At 59.0% G+C, this 15,392-nt stretch carries 17 protein-coding genes and 3 tRNA genes; 12 read left to right on the top strand and 8 right to left on the bottom strand.

Annotation, left to right across the window (positions count from 1 at the left end; genetic code table 11):
* Nucleotides 1-216 precede the first annotated feature (216 nt).
* The 4 genes from dnaN to gyrB all read left to right on the top strand — a co-directional run bounded on the left by dnaN (nt 217) and on the right by gyrB (nt 5,280).
* Nucleotides 217-1,398 carry a DNA polymerase III subunit beta gene (gene dnaN, locus I6I72_RS07245; protein ID WP_005530690.1) on the top strand — a complete coding sequence of 394 codons (1,182 nt, stop codon included), beginning with the start codon at nt 217-219 and terminating at the stop codon, nt 1,396-1,398.
* On the top strand, nt 1,398-2,576 hold the full coding sequence (recF, locus tag I6I72_RS07240; RefSeq protein ID WP_201806520.1) for a DNA replication/repair protein RecF: 1,179 nt from the start codon (nt 1,398-1,400) through the stop codon (nt 2,574-2,576). The genes dnaN and recF overlap by 1 nt, the downstream gene beginning before the upstream one ends.
* Complete coding sequence (locus I6I72_RS07235; RefSeq protein WP_049064461.1) at nt 2,569-3,090, top strand: DciA family protein; 522 nt, start codon at nt 2,569-2,571, stop codon at nt 3,088-3,090. The genes recF and I6I72_RS07235 overlap by 8 nt, the downstream gene beginning before the upstream one ends.
* 135 nt (nt 3,091-3,225) lie before the next feature.
* Complete coding sequence (gene gyrB, locus I6I72_RS07230) at nt 3,226-5,280, top strand: DNA topoisomerase (ATP-hydrolyzing) subunit B (protein WP_201806516.1); 2,055 nt, start codon at nt 3,226-3,228, stop codon at nt 5,278-5,280.
* A 98-nt stretch (nt 5,281-5,378) separates the two neighbouring features.
* Here gyrB and I6I72_RS07225 read toward each other — a convergent pair whose 3' ends face one another.
* The 4 genes from I6I72_RS07225 to I6I72_RS07210 all read right to left on the bottom strand — a co-directional run bounded on the left by I6I72_RS07225 (nt 5,379) and on the right by I6I72_RS07210 (nt 6,594).
* The gene (locus I6I72_RS07225; protein ID WP_005530682.1) at nt 5,379-5,585 is read right to left on the bottom strand and encodes a nitroreductase family protein; all 207 of its coding nucleotides are present in this window, start codon (nt 5,583-5,585) and stop codon (nt 5,379-5,381) included.
* 20 nt (nt 5,586-5,605) lie between these two features.
* Nucleotides 5,606-6,046 carry a DUF6918 family protein gene (locus tag I6I72_RS07220; protein ID WP_005530680.1) on the bottom strand — a complete coding sequence of 147 codons (441 nt, stop codon included), beginning with the start codon at nt 6,044-6,046 and terminating at the stop codon, nt 5,606-5,608.
* Nucleotides 6,047-6,115: 69 nt separating this feature from the next.
* A complete protein-coding gene (locus I6I72_RS07215; RefSeq protein ID WP_005530678.1) occupies nt 6,116-6,385 on the bottom strand; it encodes a hypothetical protein in 270 nt (89 codons plus the stop codon).
* The gene (locus tag I6I72_RS07210; protein ID WP_005530675.1) at nt 6,382-6,594 is read right to left on the bottom strand and encodes a hypothetical protein; all 213 of its coding nucleotides are present in this window, start codon (nt 6,592-6,594) and stop codon (nt 6,382-6,384) included. The genes I6I72_RS07215 and I6I72_RS07210 overlap by 4 nt, the downstream gene beginning before the upstream one ends.
* A 78-nt stretch (nt 6,595-6,672) precedes the next feature.
* On the opposite strand from I6I72_RS07210, the gene gyrA reads away from it, so the two are divergent.
* From gyrA to I6I72_RS07175, 7 genes are all read left to right on the top strand, one after another.
* Nucleotides 6,673-9,243 (top strand): DNA gyrase subunit A, encoded by a 2,571-nt coding sequence (gene gyrA, locus I6I72_RS07205; RefSeq protein WP_201806513.1) that lies wholly within the window; start codon nt 6,673-6,675, stop codon nt 9,241-9,243.
* Nucleotides 9,244-9,246: 3 nt separating this feature from the next.
* On the top strand, nt 9,247-9,591 hold the full coding sequence (locus I6I72_RS07200) for a DUF3566 domain-containing protein (protein WP_034657287.1): 345 nt from the start codon (nt 9,247-9,249) through the stop codon (nt 9,589-9,591).
* A gap of 123 nt (nt 9,592-9,714) precedes the next feature.
* Nucleotides 9,715-9,791 (top strand) — tRNA-Ile (locus tag I6I72_RS07195).
* Nucleotides 9,792-9,800: 9 nt separating this feature from the next.
* Nucleotides 9,801-9,873 (top strand) — tRNA-Ala (locus I6I72_RS07190).
* A gap of 302 nt (nt 9,874-10,175) precedes the next feature.
* Nucleotides 10,176-11,348, top strand: a complete 1,173-nt coding sequence (sucC, locus tag I6I72_RS07185) for an ADP-forming succinate--CoA ligase subunit beta (protein WP_049062958.1) — start codon at nt 10,176-10,178, stop codon at nt 11,346-11,348.
* Between the two features lie 8 nt (nt 11,349-11,356).
* Nucleotides 11,357-12,241, top strand: coding sequence for a succinate--CoA ligase subunit alpha (sucD, locus tag I6I72_RS07180; protein ID WP_070509283.1), 885 nt, complete (start codon nt 11,357-11,359; stop codon nt 12,239-12,241).
* 42 nt (nt 12,242-12,283) lie between these two features.
* Complete coding sequence (locus I6I72_RS07175; protein ID WP_070509285.1) at nt 12,284-12,769, top strand: MarR family winged helix-turn-helix transcriptional regulator; 486 nt, start codon at nt 12,284-12,286, stop codon at nt 12,767-12,769.
* 6 nt (nt 12,770-12,775) lie between these two features.
* On the opposite strand, the gene I6I72_RS07170 is transcribed toward I6I72_RS07175, so the two are convergent.
* The 3 genes from I6I72_RS07170 to I6I72_RS07160 all read right to left on the bottom strand — a co-directional run bounded on the left by I6I72_RS07170 (nt 12,776) and on the right by I6I72_RS07160 (nt 14,577).
* The gene (locus tag I6I72_RS07170; protein WP_005530664.1) at nt 12,776-13,324 is read right to left on the bottom strand and encodes a DNA-3-methyladenine glycosylase; all 549 of its coding nucleotides are present in this window, start codon (nt 13,322-13,324) and stop codon (nt 12,776-12,778) included.
* A complete protein-coding gene (locus I6I72_RS07165; RefSeq protein ID WP_070419736.1) occupies nt 13,324-14,172 on the bottom strand; it encodes a polysaccharide deacetylase family protein in 849 nt (282 codons plus the stop codon). The genes I6I72_RS07170 and I6I72_RS07165 overlap by 1 nt, the downstream gene beginning before the upstream one ends.
* A 132-nt stretch (nt 14,173-14,304) precedes the next feature.
* The gene (locus I6I72_RS07160) at nt 14,305-14,577 is read right to left on the bottom strand and encodes a class III extradiol ring-cleavage dioxygenase family protein (RefSeq protein ID WP_005530660.1); all 273 of its coding nucleotides are present in this window, start codon (nt 14,575-14,577) and stop codon (nt 14,305-14,307) included.
* Between the two features lie 171 nt (nt 14,578-14,748).
* On the opposite strand from I6I72_RS07160, the gene I6I72_RS07155 reads away from it, so the two are divergent.
* Nucleotides 14,749-14,821: transfer RNA gene (locus I6I72_RS07155), tRNA-Ala, on the top strand.
* 85 nt (nt 14,822-14,906) lie between these two features.
* On the opposite strand, the gene I6I72_RS07150 is transcribed toward I6I72_RS07155, so the two are convergent.
* Complete coding sequence (locus tag I6I72_RS07150) at nt 14,907-15,386, bottom strand: GNAT family N-acetyltransferase (RefSeq protein WP_049192035.1); 480 nt, start codon at nt 15,384-15,386, stop codon at nt 14,907-14,909.
* Between the last annotated feature and the right edge of the window lie 6 nt (nt 15,387-15,392).

Raw genomic sequence — 15,392 nt, 5'->3', positions numbered from 1 at the left:
ATTACTACTACTAATTAAATTCTCTGATCTATGAAGTAAAAAGAGGATGTGTGTAATTCGACGCTCCGCTGGGCCCAAGGCCCGGAGCAAAGAGTGAATTACAAAAGTCTGTCGTGTCGGAGCTATGCGGTAAGTTGGAAACAGCTTTTGTGACTTACAAAAACACCGCGTTAGAACGCCTCACCACAACAACCCAGCAAGGAGCTCGTCGAGACCATGGACCAATCTGTGTCATTTCGTGTTGCCAAGGATGATCTGGCCAACGCAGTTGCTTGGGTAGCCCGCAGCCTGCCCTCCAAGGTGACGCAGCCAGTGCTTCGCGCAATGCTGATCACCGCGGATGACAATGGTTTGGAATTCACGGGCTTTGATTACGAGGTTTCCACCCGCGTCCGCATCGCTGCCATGGTCGATGAGCCAGGCCGCATCGCCGTTGCAGGAAAACTCCTCGCGGACATCGTTGCCTCTCTTCCGAACAAGGAGGTGGAGATGACTCAGCAGGACTCCAAGGTTCTGCTGACCTGTGGTTCTTCACGTTTCGAGCTGCCTGTCATTCCGCTTGATGATTACCCGCAGCTGCCAGTCTTGCCCGAGGTCACCGGCACGGTGAACCCACAGCTCTTCGTTGAGGCCATCAGCCAGGTTGCCTCTGCAGCAGGCAAGGATGACACCCTGCCTATGCTCACCGGTGTGCACATGGAAATCCACGGCTCTCACGTAGAAATGACAGCCACTGACCGTTTCCGCCTGGCCATGCGCACCTTCGAATGGGAGCCCACCTCACCTGACGTCGAGGCCAAGCTCTTGGTCCCTGCAAAGACCTTGCAAGACACCGGCCGCTCCCTGGATACGCACCTCAACATCCCGGTTGAGATCGCGGTGGGTACCGGTGAGAACATCGGCGCTGAAGGCCTGTTCGGTCTGCACGCAGACAACCGTGAAACCACCACTCGCATGCTCGATGCAGACTTCCCCAACGTCTCCCCGCTGCTGCCAAAGACGCACACCGCTATGGCAAGCATCGAGGTTGCGCCGCTGCAGGAAGCCATCCGCCGTGTGTCCCTGCTGACTGACCGCAACGCGCAGATCCGCATGGAGTTCTCAGAAGGCCAGGTCACCCTGGCTGCTGGTGCAGATTCCGGTAAGGCCGATGAGACCCTGCCATGCGCTTTCACCGGCCGCGATGAATTCGTCATCGCCTTCAACCCGAGTTACCTGAAGGACGGCTTGGCCGTCGTTCATACCGACCGTGTTGTCTTCGGATTCACCGAGCCTTCCCGCCCAGCCATCATGATCCCAGAGCCGGAAGAGATGCCTTTGGCAGATGAAGATGGAGTCTTTCCAACCCCGGAGACTAACTTCACCTACCTTCTCATGCCGGTTCGCTTGCCAGGTTAATGTTCATCCGCGAACTCGACGTCCGGGATTTTCGCTCGTGGCCTGAGCTCAGCATTGAGCTCGGCCCGGGAATCACGTTGTTCGTCGGACGCAACGGCTACGGCAAGACCAACATCGTCGAGGCCATTGGATACGTAGCTCATTTGTCCTCGCACCGCGTCAGCCATGACGCGCCGTTGGTGCGACAAAGTGCAGTAAATGCACGCATTTCGACGACGGCCGTAAACCAGGGCCGAGAGCTGACTGCCCATCTGCTCATCAAGCCGCATGCAGCCAACCAAGCGCAGATCAACCGCACGCGGCTCAAGAGTCCGCGTGAGTTACTCGGCGTGGTTAAGAGCGTGTTGTTCTCCCCGGAGGATCTTGCGCTCGTGCGCGGCGAGCCCGCTGAGCGCCGCACCTATTTGGACAACATCATTGCGTCGCGCACCCCGCGTTTAGCAGGCGTAAAGGCCGATTATGACAAGGTCTTGAAGCAGCGCAATGCGCTGCTGAAGTCGGCGTCGTCAAGCTTGCGTCGTGGGTACGGGGACAGCGATGGTGCCTCGGCCTTAGCCACCTTGGACGTGTGGGATGCGCAGCTGGCACGTCTCGGTGCGCAGGTCATCGAGGCACGTTTGGCGCTTGTCGACGCCCTGTCGGAACTCATTCCTTCCGCCTACGCAGGTCTGGCGCCGGAGTCGCGGCCGGCTCATATCGAGTACAAGTCCACCATCGATGTTTCTGATCGGGAAGTTCTGGAAGCCGTGATGCTGACAGAACTTGCTGCTAAGAGGCAGCGTGAGATCGAACGCGGAGTTTCCTTGGTGGGGCCGCATCGCGACGATCTGGTGTTGAACCTTGGTACGCAACCCGCCAAGGGCTTTTCCAGCCACGGCGAGACGTGGTCATACGCCATTTCTTTGCGCTTGGCCGAGTTCAATTTGTTGCGCCAAGATGGAACCGACCCGATTCTCATCCTTGATGATGTCTTCGCTGAGCTGGACGCCAAGCGCAGGGAAAAGCTCGTGCATCTTGCTGCAGAGGCCGAGCAAGTGTTAATTACCGCTGCCGTTGATGAAGATCTGCCGGGCAACCTGGAACCCATCGTGCGCTACGAGGTCACGGTGACAGACACCGAGGATGGCAGAATTTCTGAAATTTCAAAAGTTGATGACCAAGTGAGTGGCGATGACTGATCCCGTCAAGGACTTCTTTGATCGTGTGCGCGCGAATTCCAAGAACGCGCCAAAGCTCAACAGACCTGCGCCAAAGATGAACGTCGAGGCTCCCAAGGAGCAACGGAAATATCAGGTGGGAAGGCCCACTGGACCCGATGGCCGGCGCCTGCGCCGCAGCCTCGACGTCCCTAGTCTCGGGGCCGCATTGAGCAAGGAAATCTCCCGCCGTGGCTGGGAGAGTGATCTTGCCGATGGATGGGTCATGGGCAACTGGACCAATTTGGTGGGGGAGCGGATCGCCGCCCACACAAAGCCCGAGCGCATCAAGGATAAAGTGGTTTATATTTCCTGTGATGCTTCCGTTTGGGCCACCGAACTGCGATATCTGCAGCGCCAGATCCTTAAGAAAATTGCGGAGCGCTTAGGTCCCGATGTCATCGTTGAGCTGCGGATTCAGGGGCCAAAGCAGCATCGAAACTACCAAGGCCGGCAGTGGGTAAAGCCCCAAGGATCGCAAGATACTTACGGATAGGCTATAAAACTCGGATCGAAAAATCGGGCTAAATTCCGCCCTCTGACTGGTGTGGAGTGCTCTTCAGTAGGGGGACACCGTGTAGAATGGCTAAAGTCTTAGATTTTGCTATAGCCAAAAGGAGTACACGTTTCCGTGGCTGAAGAACACGCATATGATGCCGGTTCAATTACCATCCTGGAAGGCCTCGAGGCCGTCCGCAAGCGCCCGGGTATGTACATCGGTTCTACCGGTGTGCGCGGTCTACACCACCTCATTTGGGAGGTTGTAGATAACTCGGTGGACGAGGCAATGGCTGGCTATGCCACCAAGGTCGTCGTCAAGCTGCTCGCTGACGGTGGCGTCGAGGTCATCGATGATGGCCGTGGCATTCCTGTTGAGATGCACGCTACCGGTGCTCCAACCGTCCAGGTTGTTATGACCCAGCTGCATGCCGGCGGTAAGTTCGACTCTGATTCCTATGCCGTTTCCGGTGGTCTGCACGGTGTCGGTATCTCCGTCGTGAATGCACTGTCGACCCGCGTCGAAGCAGAGATCAAGCGCGATGGAAAGCACTGGTACCAGAACTTCTCTAACGCTATTCCTGATGAACTGGTCGAGGGCGGAAACGCGCGCGGAACGGGTACCACCATCCGTTTCTGGGCTGATCCAGAGATCTTCGAGACCACCGAGTATGACTACCAGACCATTGCTCGCCGTCTCCAAGAGATGGCCTTCCTGAACAAGGGTCTGACCATCGAGCTCATCGACGAGCGCGTGACCAAGGAGCAGCTCGAGCTCGAGGCAATCGCCGATGCTGAGTCTGGTGAGACCGCTCTCGAAGCTGAGTCCTTCGATGACATTGACGTTGACGCTGAAGCTGATGGTCCGAGCGAGGAAAAGCCGGCAAAGAAGCTGCAGAAGAAGGTTGTCTACCACTACCCAGACGGCCTGATCGACTACGTAAAGCACCTCAACAAGACCAAGACCTCCATTCACCCGACCATCGTGGCTTTCGATGTCAAGGGAGAGGATCACGAGGTTGAGGTGGCGTTGCAGTGGAACCAGGGCTACAAAGAGTCTGTTCATACCTTTGCGAACACCATTAATACCCATGAGGGCGGCACTCACGAAGAGGGCTTCCGCGCTGCGTTGACCTCCTTGATGAACCGTTACGCCAAGGAACACAAGCTCATCAAGGAAAAGGATGGCAACCTCTCCGGCGATGACTGCCGTGAGGGTCTCTCCGCAGTCATCTCGGTCAAGGTCGGTGACCCACAGTTCGAGGGCCAGACTAAGACCAAGCTTGGTAACTCTGAGATCAAGGGCTTTGTCCAGCGTGCCGTAAACGAGCACGTCAACGATTGGTTCGATGCTAACCCGGCTGAGGCAAAGGCCATCATCAACAAGGCTGTTTCCTCCGCGCACGCACGTGTTGCAGCGCGTAAGGCCCGTGAGATGGTGCGTCGCAAGTCTGCAACGGACCTGGGTGGTCTGCCCGGTAAGCTCGCTGACTGCCGTTCCAAGGACCCGAAGATTTCGGAGCTTTACATCGTGGAGGGTGACTCCGCAGGTGGTTCCGCAAAGGCAGGCCGTGATTCGATGTTCCAGGCAATTTTGCCGCTGCGCGGCAAGATCCTGAACGTGGAGAAGGCCCGCATGGACAAGGTTCTGAAGAACGCCGAGGTCCAGGCAATCATTACTGCTCTGGGTACCGGTATCCACGAAGAGTTCGACATTGAGAAGCTGCGCTACAACAAGATCGTGCTGATGGCCGATGCCGACGTTGACGGCCAGCACATCGCAACCCTGCTGCTGACACTGCTCTTCCGCTTCATGCCGCAGCTGGTTGAGGATGGCCACGTCTACTTGGCTAATCCGCCGCTGTACAAGCTCAAGTGGGCAAAGGGCCAGCCGGGCTATGCCTTCTCCGACGCCGAGCGCGACAAGCTGCTCGCCGAGGGCCTGGAGAACAACCGCAAGATCAACAAGGATGACGGCATCCAGCGTTACAAGGGTCTGGGCGAGATGAATGCGTCCGAGCTGTGGGAGACCACGCTCGACCCGTCCACCCGTATCCTGCGCCGTGTCGACCTTGAAGACGCGCAGCGTGCTGACGAGCTCTTCTCCATCCTCATGGGTGACGATGTCTCGGCTCGCCGTTCCTTCATTACTCGCCGCGCGAAGGACGTTCGCTTCTTGGACGTTTAATTTTAGGTGTTCGGACCTGCACGCAGACCGATAAAGCTAAAGGCCTTGTAGAAACATGATCTACAAGGCCTTTAGCTTGTTTTAGCGGTTAATACGTCTTACAGTTCCACGTCGATTCCGGGAAGCGTGACGCTCTCGGAAAGGTCAGCATGGCCCGGCTCAACGTTGAAGATGGAGCTAGACGGTGCCGATTGGGCGTCGATAAGCACCTGCTCAATTACCTCTGCCGGGATGGATTCCGGCAGGTAGGCACGGGCAGAGTGGCGGCTGCGGATGAATTCAGAATAGTTATTGCTTGAAGTCATGCGGGCCAGACTACACCCCTTTAATGCATGTGCTTTTGTAGGATGCGGCCGAACTCAGGGACGTGAGGCTCAACGATCTTGGAGACCTTGTTGCGCAGAGAGTTGTAGGCCTTAGCCAGGGCCGCGTTGTTGATCTGATCGGCGTTGCGGTCTGCCACGTTCATCAAGGAATCCGTGACCCGCTTGTCATTGCCGCCGAGGTAGGAGCCAAAATCATCCTGTGCGGAAGACTGGAATTCCTGCCAGTAAGACTCCAGCTCACCGAGCAGATCTGGGAGCATGCGGTTGATGCCCTTGGAAACGATGTCGGAGTCGACCTTCTTTGCCGCGGAAACCGCGCCCTTGATGGCCATGCCGGTGATACCGGACTGCTCAGCGACGACCTTGTCCACCAAAGAGACGAGTTCTGCCACCACAGCAGTGCGGATGGGGGTTTCCAGGAGCTGGGAAAGACTAGACATGCGCCTAATCCTACTGAAGCTGCAAGGTTTCGGAGGTGGCGCGTTTGAGAGAAGCTGGGCAGTAATAAGTCAGCGTAAAGAAAGCCTGTCTTCTATTTCCATGTAGACGCGCGCGCAGACAGTGGCAAAGGCGTCGTTGTGCGCGTTTAAAGCGGGGTAGGCCACGAGCAGGTCGCGCATGGCCCGGGCGGCCTGGACCCTGTTTCCGTGGATTGCGATTCCCTCCATTTTCGCCGTGCTTAACGACGCCGCGGCCACCAATGCCCCAAAGTTCGTCACCGTCACCTTGTGCTGGGCGCAGAACTCGCGGGCGACGAGAAGGAGCTGCTCAGGCGTCATGGGCGGGCCCTTCGGATTTCGGCTTCCAACTCGGCACGACCGGGGAGGAGGTGGCGTGCAGTGTCTTGCACGGCGGCGTCGGAAAGCGTGCGTGCTGCAGCCGCAACTACCGCGCGCACCACCGCCTCGTGCTTGGAGGTGCCTTGGGCGGAGGCGAGGAGCGTGAGCGCGTGGTCTTGTTCGGGTGTTAAACGAAGGGTCATGGCCATGCCTAAACGGTATCACTGTGGTATCACCAGAGCGGCGTAAGAGGCGCTGGAAGGCCTCAGAGGGTAGAATTTGCGGTTATGAGTGACCAAAATGGCGATCTTTTTGATCGTATTCAACCGATTGATATCAACGAGGAGATGGAGTCGAGCTACATCGACTACGCCATGTCCGTCATCGTCGGCCGTGCGCTTCCGGAGGTTCGCGATGGCCTCAAGCCCGTGCACCGCCGCATCCTTTATGCGATGTTTGACTCGGGTTACCGCCCAGAGCGCGGCTACGTAAAGTCCGCCCGCCCGGTTTCTGACACCATGGGTCAGTTCCACCCGCACGGTGACTCCGCAATTTATGACACGTTGGTGCGTTTGGCGCAGTCCTGGAACATGCGCTACCCGCTGGTTGACGGCCAGGGTAACTTCGGTTCCCGCGGCAACGACGGCCCAGCGGCAATGCGTTACACCGAGTGCCGCATGACCCCGCTGGCCATGGAAATGGTCCGTGACATTCGCGAAAACACCGTCGACTTCTCCCCGAACTACGACGGCAAGACCCAGGAACCTGACATCCTGCCGTCCCGCGTTCCGAACCTGCTGATGAACGGCTCCGGCGGCATCGCCGTTGGTATGGCCACTAACATCCCGCCGCATAACCTGAACGAGCTGGCTGAGGCTATCTACTGGCTGCTGGATAACCCAGAAGCCTCCGATGAGGAAGCACTTGCAGCCTGCATGGAGCGCGTGAAGGGCCCAGACTTCCCAACCGCAGGTCTCATCGTCGGCGACCAGGGCATCAAGGATGCCTACACCACTGGCCGCGGTTCCATCCGTATGCGCGGCGTGACCTCCATCGAGGAGTCCGGCAACCGCCAGACCATTGTCATCACCGAGCTGCCGTACCAGGTCAACCCGGACAACATGATCTCCAACATCGCAGAGTCCGTGGCTAACGGCAAGATCGCCGGCATCGCCAAGATCGAGGACGAGTCTTCCGACCGCGTCGGCATGCGCATCGTGGTCACCCTGAAGCGCGATGCCGTCGCTCGCGTCGTGCTCAACAACCTCTACAAGCACTCCCAGCTGCAGACCTCCTTCGGCGCCAACATGCTCTCCATCGTCGATGGCGTGCCGCGCACCCTGCGTCTGGATCAGATGCTGCGCTACTACGTTGCGCACCAGATCGAGGTCATCGTTCGCCGTACCCAGTACCGTCTGGATGAGGCCGAAAAGCGCGCCCACATCCTGCGTGGTTTGGTCAAGGCCCTCGATATGCTCGACGAGGTCATCGCGCTTATCCGCCGTTCCCCAACGGTCGACGAAGCGCGAGAAGGGTTAAAAACCCTTCTCGCGGTAGATGATGTACAGGCAGACGCCATCCTGGCGATGCAGCTGCGCCGTCTGGCAGCCCTGGAGCGTCAGAAGATCATTGACGAGTTGGCTGAGATCGAAGAGATCATTGCTGACCTCAAGGATATCCTCGCCCGCGAGGAACGCCAGCGTCAGATCGTCCACGACGAGCTCGCTGAGATCGTCGAAAAGTACGGCGATGAGCGCCGTACCCAGATCGTGGCCGCTTCTGGCGACGTCACTGACGAGGATCTTATCGCCCGCGAGAACGTGGTCGTCACGATCACCTCTACTGGCTACGCAAAGCGCACCAAGGTTGATGCCTACAAGGCGCAGAAGCGCGGCGGGAAGGGCGTGCGCGGTGCGGAGCTCAAGCAGGACGACATCGTCAAGAACTTCTTTGTCTGCTCCACGCACGACTGGATCCTCTTCTTTACCAACTTCGGCCGTGTTTACCGCCTCAAGGCTTATGAGCTGCCGGAGGCAGGCCGCACCGCACGTGGCCAGCACGTGGCTAACCTGCTGGAGTTCCAGCCGGAGGAGAAGATCGCACAGGTCATTCAGATTCAGTCCTACGAGGACGCTCCTTACCTCGTCCTGGCCACCAAGCAGGGCCGCGTCAAGAAGTCCCGCCTCACCGACTATGAGTCCGCTCGTTCTGCTGGCCTCATCGCTATCAACCTCAACGAGGGCGATGCGCTCATCGGTGCTTCCCTCGTCGACGAAGGCGATGACATCCTGCTGACCTCTGAGCAGGGCCAGGCCATCCGCTTCACGGCTGACGACGACCAGCTGCGCCCGATGGGCCGTGCAACAGCCGGTGTGAAGGGTATGCGCTTCCGCGGCGATGACCAGCTGCTGTCGATGTCCGTGGTCCACGACGGCGGGTACCTGCTCGTGGCCACCTCCGGCGGCTATGGCAAGCGTACGGCGATTGAGGAATACACCCCGCAGGGCCGTGGCGGCCTGGGCGTGATGACCTTCAAGTACACCCCGAAGCGCGGCAAGCTCATCGGTGCGATTGCAGTGGACGAGGAAGACGAGATCTTCGCAATCACCTCTGTTGGCGGTGTTATCCGTACTGAGGTTAACCAGATCCGTCCTTCTTCCCGTGCGACCATGGGCGTTCGCCTGGTCAACCTTTCCAACGACGTCGAATTGCTTGCAATCGACCGCAACGTTGAGGACCATGGTGAGGAAGACGCTCAGGCTGTGGCCAAGGGCGAGAAGTCCGTGGAGGATGTTCAGCAGGAGCACCTGAAGATTGCGGATTCGAAGAACACTAATGATGAGGGCAACGAGGAGTAATCCATGGCAAGACGAGACGTAACCCTTACGCGAATCTCCCCAATGTCGGCGTTTCGCGTGGGCTTGGCGATGTCCCTCGTCGGCCTCGTCGCATGGATCCTCGCGGTATGCATCTTGTACTTCGCCTTGGACCAGGCGGGAATCTGGGATTCCCTCAATAGCCTGGTTGGCGGCGTGGGTGGCGCTTTCGAGGTCACTTTTGGTGTGGTCTTGTCCATCTCGGCGTTGATCGGTGCCATCGTGGCCGTGTTCGGCACGTTGATGGCTCCGCTACTGGCGTTCATCTACAACTCCATCGTGGACGTCTTCGGTGGTTTCAAACTGGGTATCCAAGAGAGCGTCGACTAAGACGAAAAGCATTTAACCGGCACCTGATTTTAAGTGTCGGTTTTCTGCTTTTATTAGCCCTCTGACCATACGATTTGTGTTATCTCGCAAAGAGTATGTAAAGTTACAACTCGTTCCGCACAAGGGCCTATAGCTCAGTCGGTTAGAGCGCATCGCTGATAACGATGAGGTCGCAAGTTCGATTCTTGCTAGGCCCACCACGGAACAATGGGGCATTAGCTCAATTGGTAGAGCATCTGCTTTGCAAGCAGAAGGTCAGGAGTTCGATTCTCCTATGCTCCACAGCCCGGAACCCGGCACCGTAATGGTGTCGGGTTTCTTTGTTGTTTGGGGGCGTGCACCGTTCCCGGCACTCATCGACAGGATGAAGAGCAGGGGGGGCGGGTGCCCCCAATGGCGAACTTAGCTAATTGCTATTCGTCTAGAGAATCGAATAATTGAGCAGGTTAGGACAAAATTTCAGCGAACCGTAAAGCTTGTTAAGTTGCCATTTACGAATGTCTCCTAACCTGTTGATTCGGTGCCAGATTTCCGCGATTCTGTGAAGAGTTGTCCATCCAGAAATTGCGAGAAACGGAGATCCAGTGGACCTCTACGAGTATCAGGCCAGGGACCTTTTCGAAAAGCATGGCGTACCCACCCTGCGAGGCATCGTCGCTACCTCGGCCGTCCAGGCCGAAGAAGCAGCCGCCAAGCTCGGCACGCCCATTGTTGTGGTCAAAGCCCAAGTCAAGACTGGCGGCCGCGGCAAGGCTGGCGGTGTGAAGCTGGCTAAGAGCCCAGCTGAGGCGGCAGAAAAGGCCGAGGAAATCCTCGGCCTCAAGATCAAAGACCACACCGTGCGCAAGGTCATGGTGGCCGAGGGCGCCGACATCGCCGAGGAATACTACTTCTCGATCCTCTTGGACCGTACCAAGCGCCGCTACCTAGCGATGCTCTCCAAGGAAGGTGGCGTGGAGATCGAAAAGCTCGCCGCGGAGCGTCCTGAAGCGCTCATTCGCCGCAGCTTCTCTCCCCTCGATGGTATGACAGACACTCTCGCCCGCGACATGGCCTATGAAGCAGGCTTTGTGGAGGAGGACGTCGCCAAGCTTGTGCCCGTCTTTAAGCAGCTCTACAAGGTCTACACTGCGGAAGACGCCACCCTGGTGGAGGTTAACCCGCTGGTGAAGACCGCACAGGGTGACATCATCGCCCTCGATGGCAAGGTGACGCTCGATGGCAACGCGGAGTTCCGCCACAGCGAGCATGCCGCCCTGCACGATCACGGTGCCACGGATCCGCTGGAGCTCAAGGCGCAGCAGATGGGCCTGAATTACGTAAAGCTGGATGGCTCGGTGGGCATCATCGGCAACGGCGCGGGCCTGGTGATGTCCACGCTCGACGTCGTGGCATATGCGGGCGAGGATCTGCCTAATCAACCCAAGCCCGCGAACTTCCTTGACATCGGCGGTGGTGCCAACGCAGAAGTCATGGCTAACGGCCTCGAAGTGATCCTCGGGGATCCCCAGGTCAAGTCCGTATTTGTCAACGTCTTCGGCGGAATCACCGCCTGCGACGAGGTGGCCAAGGGCATCGTGCAGGCCTACAAGATTCTGGCCTCCGATGGAATCGAGCCGAAACCGCTCGTCGTACGTCTCGACGGCAACAACGCAGAGCTTGGACGCAGCATTCTCGACGACGCGCACCTGCCCAAGCTGGAGCAGGTTTCCACCATGGACGCAGCGGCTCGCAAGGCCGCGGAGCTGGCTGAATAGGAGTAACAATGTCTGTTTTTCTCAACAAGGATTCCCGCATCATCGTCCAAGGTATGACCGGCGCCGAGGGCATGAAGCACACACGCCGCATGCTCGCCTCCGGATCAAACATCGTGGGCGGCGTCAACCCCAAGAAGGCCGGTGAGCGCGTCGACATCGAGGGCCAGCAGATTCCAGTCTTCGGCTCCGTGCGCGAGGCTATGCAGGCAACCGACGCCAACGTCACCGTCATCTTCGTCCCCGCCAAGTTCACCAAGGACGCGGCTGAGGAAGCCATCCGCGCGGGCATCGAGCTGGTCGTCATCATCACCGAGGGAGTTCCAGTCAAGGACACCGCGGAGCTCTTCGCGCTTGCGCGCGAGTCGAAGACCCGCATCATTGGCCCCAACTGTCCAGGTCTTTATAGCCCTGGCCAGTCCAACGCAGGCATCATCCCAGCGGAGACTGCTCCGAACCCGGGCAAGATTGGTTTAGTGTCCAAGTCTGGCACGCTGACCTATCAGATGATGTATGAGCTCTCCGACATTGGATTTAGCACCTGCGTGGGCATTGGCGGTGACCCAATCATCGGAACTACCCACATCACGGCCATCGAGGCCTTTGAGAAGGACCCCGAGACCGAGGCCATCATCATGATCGGCGAGATCGGCGGCGACGCCGAAGAATATGCCGCACGCTATATCAAGGAGCACGTGACCAAGCCGGTGGTGGCCTACATTGCTGGTTTTACCGCGCCGGAGGGCAAAACCATGGGGCACGCAGGAGCGATTGTCTCTGGAGGATCCGGAACCGCAGAGGGCAAGAAGGCTGCGCTTGAGGAGGCCGGCGTGAAGGTCGGCAAGACTCCGAGTCAGGCGGCGCAGCTTCTCCGGGAAGCGCTGAAATCTGCCTAGCAGATGCTTAACCTCTAAACCTTCGTTGCTAGAATAAATTTCATGACCGAGAAGGACAAGAAGTGGCTCGATGAGGAGGAACTCTCTTCCTTTGTATCCCTCATGGGAGTCACCATCCGCTTAACCAGCATTCTGGATGCCCAGCTGCGTGACGACGCCGACTTGAGCTTCTTCGAGTACACCGTTCTGTCTCGTCTTTCCGAGTCGGAGAATCGTGAGATGCGCATGCGCGACCTTGCGTACACGGCGAACGGCTCGCTCTCTCGGCTTAGCCAGGTGGTCACGCGTTTGGAGAAGCAAGGTTGGGTTACGCGCCGTCCAGATCTGAATGATGGCCGCACCACGCTGGCGCAGCTTACCGACGCCGGCTGGGATAAGGTTGTCGCCACCGCGCCTGGGCACGCCGCCCAGGCGCGTCGTTCCGTGATGGACAACCTCACTCGCACGCAGGTGCGCCAGCTCAACCAGATCAACGATCGCATCCTCGCGGCCATCGAGAGCGATGAACGCTACGGCGGGCGTTACTAGGCCTCATTAGCTCGGCGGCAGGCCTCTGCGCGCCGAGACGGTCTTGTCGAAAGGAATCCAAAAGCGCAAAGGTGCTTGTTTATTCTTACTGATGCCAATTCGCGGCCCGCAGACCCACTCCGGCTCTTGCTCACGCTCGGTGAGTTGAATTGGTGTGCCGTTATCTTCCAGCGTGAATCCCAGTGCTTTTCCGAGGTTCCCCGGCCCACGGGCGAGGTTATGGAAGTCGGTGGTGCCGCGGCGTCGGAAAGCGAGCTCGGTACCTTCGATGACCTCGCCGCCGCGTAGTAGACATCCTTGGCCCGTGCCCTCCGGGGCGCACACGATGTTGCCGTTGCGGTGGATGCCGTAGGAGGCGTAGACGTAAAGGCGCCCGGGTGGGCCGAACATCGTAGCGTTGCGCGGGGTCTGGCCGTTGTAGGTGTGCGCTGCCTCGTCATCCTCGCCGAGGTAGGCCTCAACCTCGGTGAGGCGGATGCTGACGCCGTTGAAGGTGAGAGTTGCCCCCAAGAGTTGGGGTGCAACGACATCTGCGGGGGCCGAGAAATCAATCATTAGCTCCGAGAGTAGTACTGCTTTCCGGGCTGTGGGTTGGGGATAAGAGTATCGAGGCTGACCGGCTCGAGGCCCTTGGCGCGCAGACCGTCGATGACGCAGCTGGCAGCATTAACCGTGGTGGCGTGGATGTCATGCATGAGGATGATGCTGCCTGGCTGCGCGCCGCTGACGGCAGCGCTGCATACGTGCTCGGAGTTGCGGTCCTTCCAGTCCAGCGTGTCCACAGACCACATGGCCTCGGCTTGGCCGTTGGCTTTGGCCGCGGCGTCGACAGTGCCGTTGGTGGCGCCGTACGGCGGGCGCAGCCAACGAGGGCTCTGGCCGGTTGCCGCCTTGATGGCGCCGGCACCTGCCTTGATTTCCCCGTCGACGTCGCCGGCAGCGAGCTTGTTCAGCTCACGGTGCGTGTTGGTGTGGTTGCCGATGGTATGGCCCTCCGCCTGCATGCGACGCAATAGCTCCGGGTGCGCGGTGGCGTTGGGCGCTAGGACCATGAAGCTGGCGTGGGCATTCTTGGACTTCAGGGTGTCGAGGAGCTGGTTGGTGAGGGGGCTGGGGCCATCGTCATAGGTGATGGCCACGCAGTTGGCGCAGTTGGGGGCGGTTTTCGCTGCGGACTGTGCTGGTTGTGCGGGGTGCTGAGCGGGCTGCGCTGCCGGTGCTGGCCGCGAGGAACCCCACTCCGGCGGAAGGGTGTTGAGGAAGCGGTCGGCTTCTTGCTGGAGGTTAGGCAGCTGAACTGCCGGTAGTTCAACCGTGGGCAGCGGGGGAAGAGCGGCCTGTGCCGTCGCGGGTAGGGCCGCGGCGGTGAGGAAGGCAACGGTGGCAACAGCGAGGCGGCGCATGGTGAAGGACCTTTCTAAGCGAGGAGTGGACAGATCCTTGATTATGGTGGCTACTTCCTATAAAAACCCTAGTGACACGCAACAGAAGTGAAAATTGTTATCTTTTGTGGCTAATGTGACTCGCGTAAAAGCCTATGCCACCTGGATCGAACGGATGTGGTTGCCCAGTCCGCGCCGAGTAAACACGGTCTTGGCGGTGCGAGGGTCGTCGGCCGCGCCCATGGTCAGCAGCAACGGCACGTAATGATCGGCGGTGGAGTGGGCAATGCGCGCGCCCGGTGCTTTGTCCATGTAGGCCATGAGCTTGTCGACGTCGCCCGCGTGAATGGCATGCGCCGCCCACTCATCGAAGGCATCGAGGTGGTGTCCGGCGTAGGCACTGTGGCTGACGAAGAGGGCGGGCATGGGTCCGTCGCTGGGCTGCCAACGGCGGTGCTGGTCAGCTAGGGGAATTGCCCGTTCACGGAGATCGAAGATTGCGCCTGCTGGGCGGGTTACTTTAAAAGTAAAGTAAATTAGGTGTGTTGTGGTGGGGATTTTTTCGCGCGGGCTCGGTGGAGTAGTATTAACCGCACTGGGGCATTAGCTCAATTGGTAGAGCATCTGCTTTGCAAGCAGAAGGTCAGGAGTTCGATTCTCCTATGCTCCACAGCCCGGAACCCGGCACCGTGATGGTGTCGGGTTTCTTTGTTGTTTGGTGCATGCACCGTTCCTGACACGTTTGCTACTTAGACCTAGAAGCGCTTCACCAGCACCACATGGCCCTCCGACTCACCGACCGGCTCGAACCCCATAAATAGGTAGAGCCGGTGCGCACGCTCATTGGCCAGGGCCACCGAGAGCGAGGCGCCGGGAGCGCCTAAGTCGCGGGCGAGGTCCGTGGCGGCGCGAATAAGTAAAGTGCCCATGCCCTGCGAGCGGTAGCGCGGCTCCACAGCAAGGGCGAGCTCCGGAATTCCCTCTTCCACGTGCCCGTAGCCGTGGCGCTGCTCAGTTCCCCAGTTCAGCCACACGCCACCAGCGGGAACGTTGCCCTCCCACGCGATGAAGCCGCCGCGGGAGGGCTCCCATCCGGCGAGGTAGTAGTCGAAGTCGGCGTCGAATTGCGGCGTGAGCTCCTTGTGCTCCTCACCGAAAGTGTCCGTGAGGAAGTTGAGGCGGGCCAAGTAGGTGCGGTCCGCCTCGCTTAAGGGGCGCAGTTCGAAATCAGACATGGTGGC

It is taken from the genome of Corynebacterium striatum (genome assembly GCF_016728105.1).
Lineage (GTDB): Bacteria > Actinomycetota > Actinomycetes > Mycobacteriales > Mycobacteriaceae > Corynebacterium > Corynebacterium striatum.
The sequence above is the reverse complement of the archived record's forward strand: the minus strand, read 5'-3'. Positions and strand labels throughout refer to the sequence as shown.

Bases quoted from the DNA above. Each gene is read 5' to 3' on its own strand.
- dnaN (WP_005530690.1), top strand. From the start codon at position 217: ATGGACCAATCTGTGTCATTTCGTGTTGCCAAGGATGATCTGGCCAAC.
- recF (WP_201806520.1), top strand. From the start codon at position 1,398: ATGTTCATCCGCGAACTCGACGTCCGGGATTTTCGCTCGTGGCCTGAG.
- I6I72_RS07235 (WP_049064461.1), top strand. From the start codon at position 2,569: ATGACTGATCCCGTCAAGGACTTCTTTGATCGTGTGCGCGCGAATTCC.
- I6I72_RS07225 (WP_005530682.1), bottom strand. From the start codon at position 5,585: ATGACTTCAAGCAATAACTATTCTGAATTCATCCGCAGCCGCCACTCT.
- I6I72_RS07220 (WP_005530680.1), bottom strand. From the start codon at position 6,046: ATGTCTAGTCTTTCCCAGCTCCTGGAAACCCCCATCCGCACTGCTGTG.
- I6I72_RS07215 (WP_005530678.1), bottom strand. From the start codon at position 6,385: ATGACGCCTGAGCAGCTCCTTCTCGTCGCCCGCGAGTTCTGCGCCCAG.
- I6I72_RS07210 (WP_005530675.1), bottom strand. From the start codon at position 6,594: ATGGCCATGACCCTTCGTTTAACACCCGAACAAGACCACGCGCTCACG.
- gyrA (WP_201806513.1), top strand. From the start codon at position 6,673: ATGAGTGACCAAAATGGCGATCTTTTTGATCGTATTCAACCGATTGAT.
- I6I72_RS07200 (WP_034657287.1), top strand. From the start codon at position 9,247: ATGGCAAGACGAGACGTAACCCTTACGCGAATCTCCCCAATGTCGGCG.
- sucD (WP_070509283.1), top strand. From the start codon at position 11,357: ATGTCTGTTTTTCTCAACAAGGATTCCCGCATCATCGTCCAAGGTATG.
- I6I72_RS07175 (WP_070509285.1), top strand. From the start codon at position 12,284: ATGACCGAGAAGGACAAGAAGTGGCTCGATGAGGAGGAACTCTCTTCC.
- I6I72_RS07170 (WP_005530664.1), bottom strand. From the start codon at position 13,324: ATGATTGATTTCTCGGCCCCCGCAGATGTCGTTGCACCCCAACTCTTG.
- I6I72_RS07165 (WP_070419736.1), bottom strand. From the start codon at position 14,172: ATGCGCCGCCTCGCTGTTGCCACCGTTGCCTTCCTCACCGCCGCGGCC.
- I6I72_RS07160 (WP_005530660.1), bottom strand. From the start codon at position 14,577: ATGCCCGCCCTCTTCGTCAGCCACAGTGCCTACGCCGGACACCACCTC.
- I6I72_RS07150 (WP_049192035.1), bottom strand. From the start codon at position 15,386: ATGTCTGATTTCGAACTGCGCCCCTTAAGCGAGGCGGACCGCACCTAC.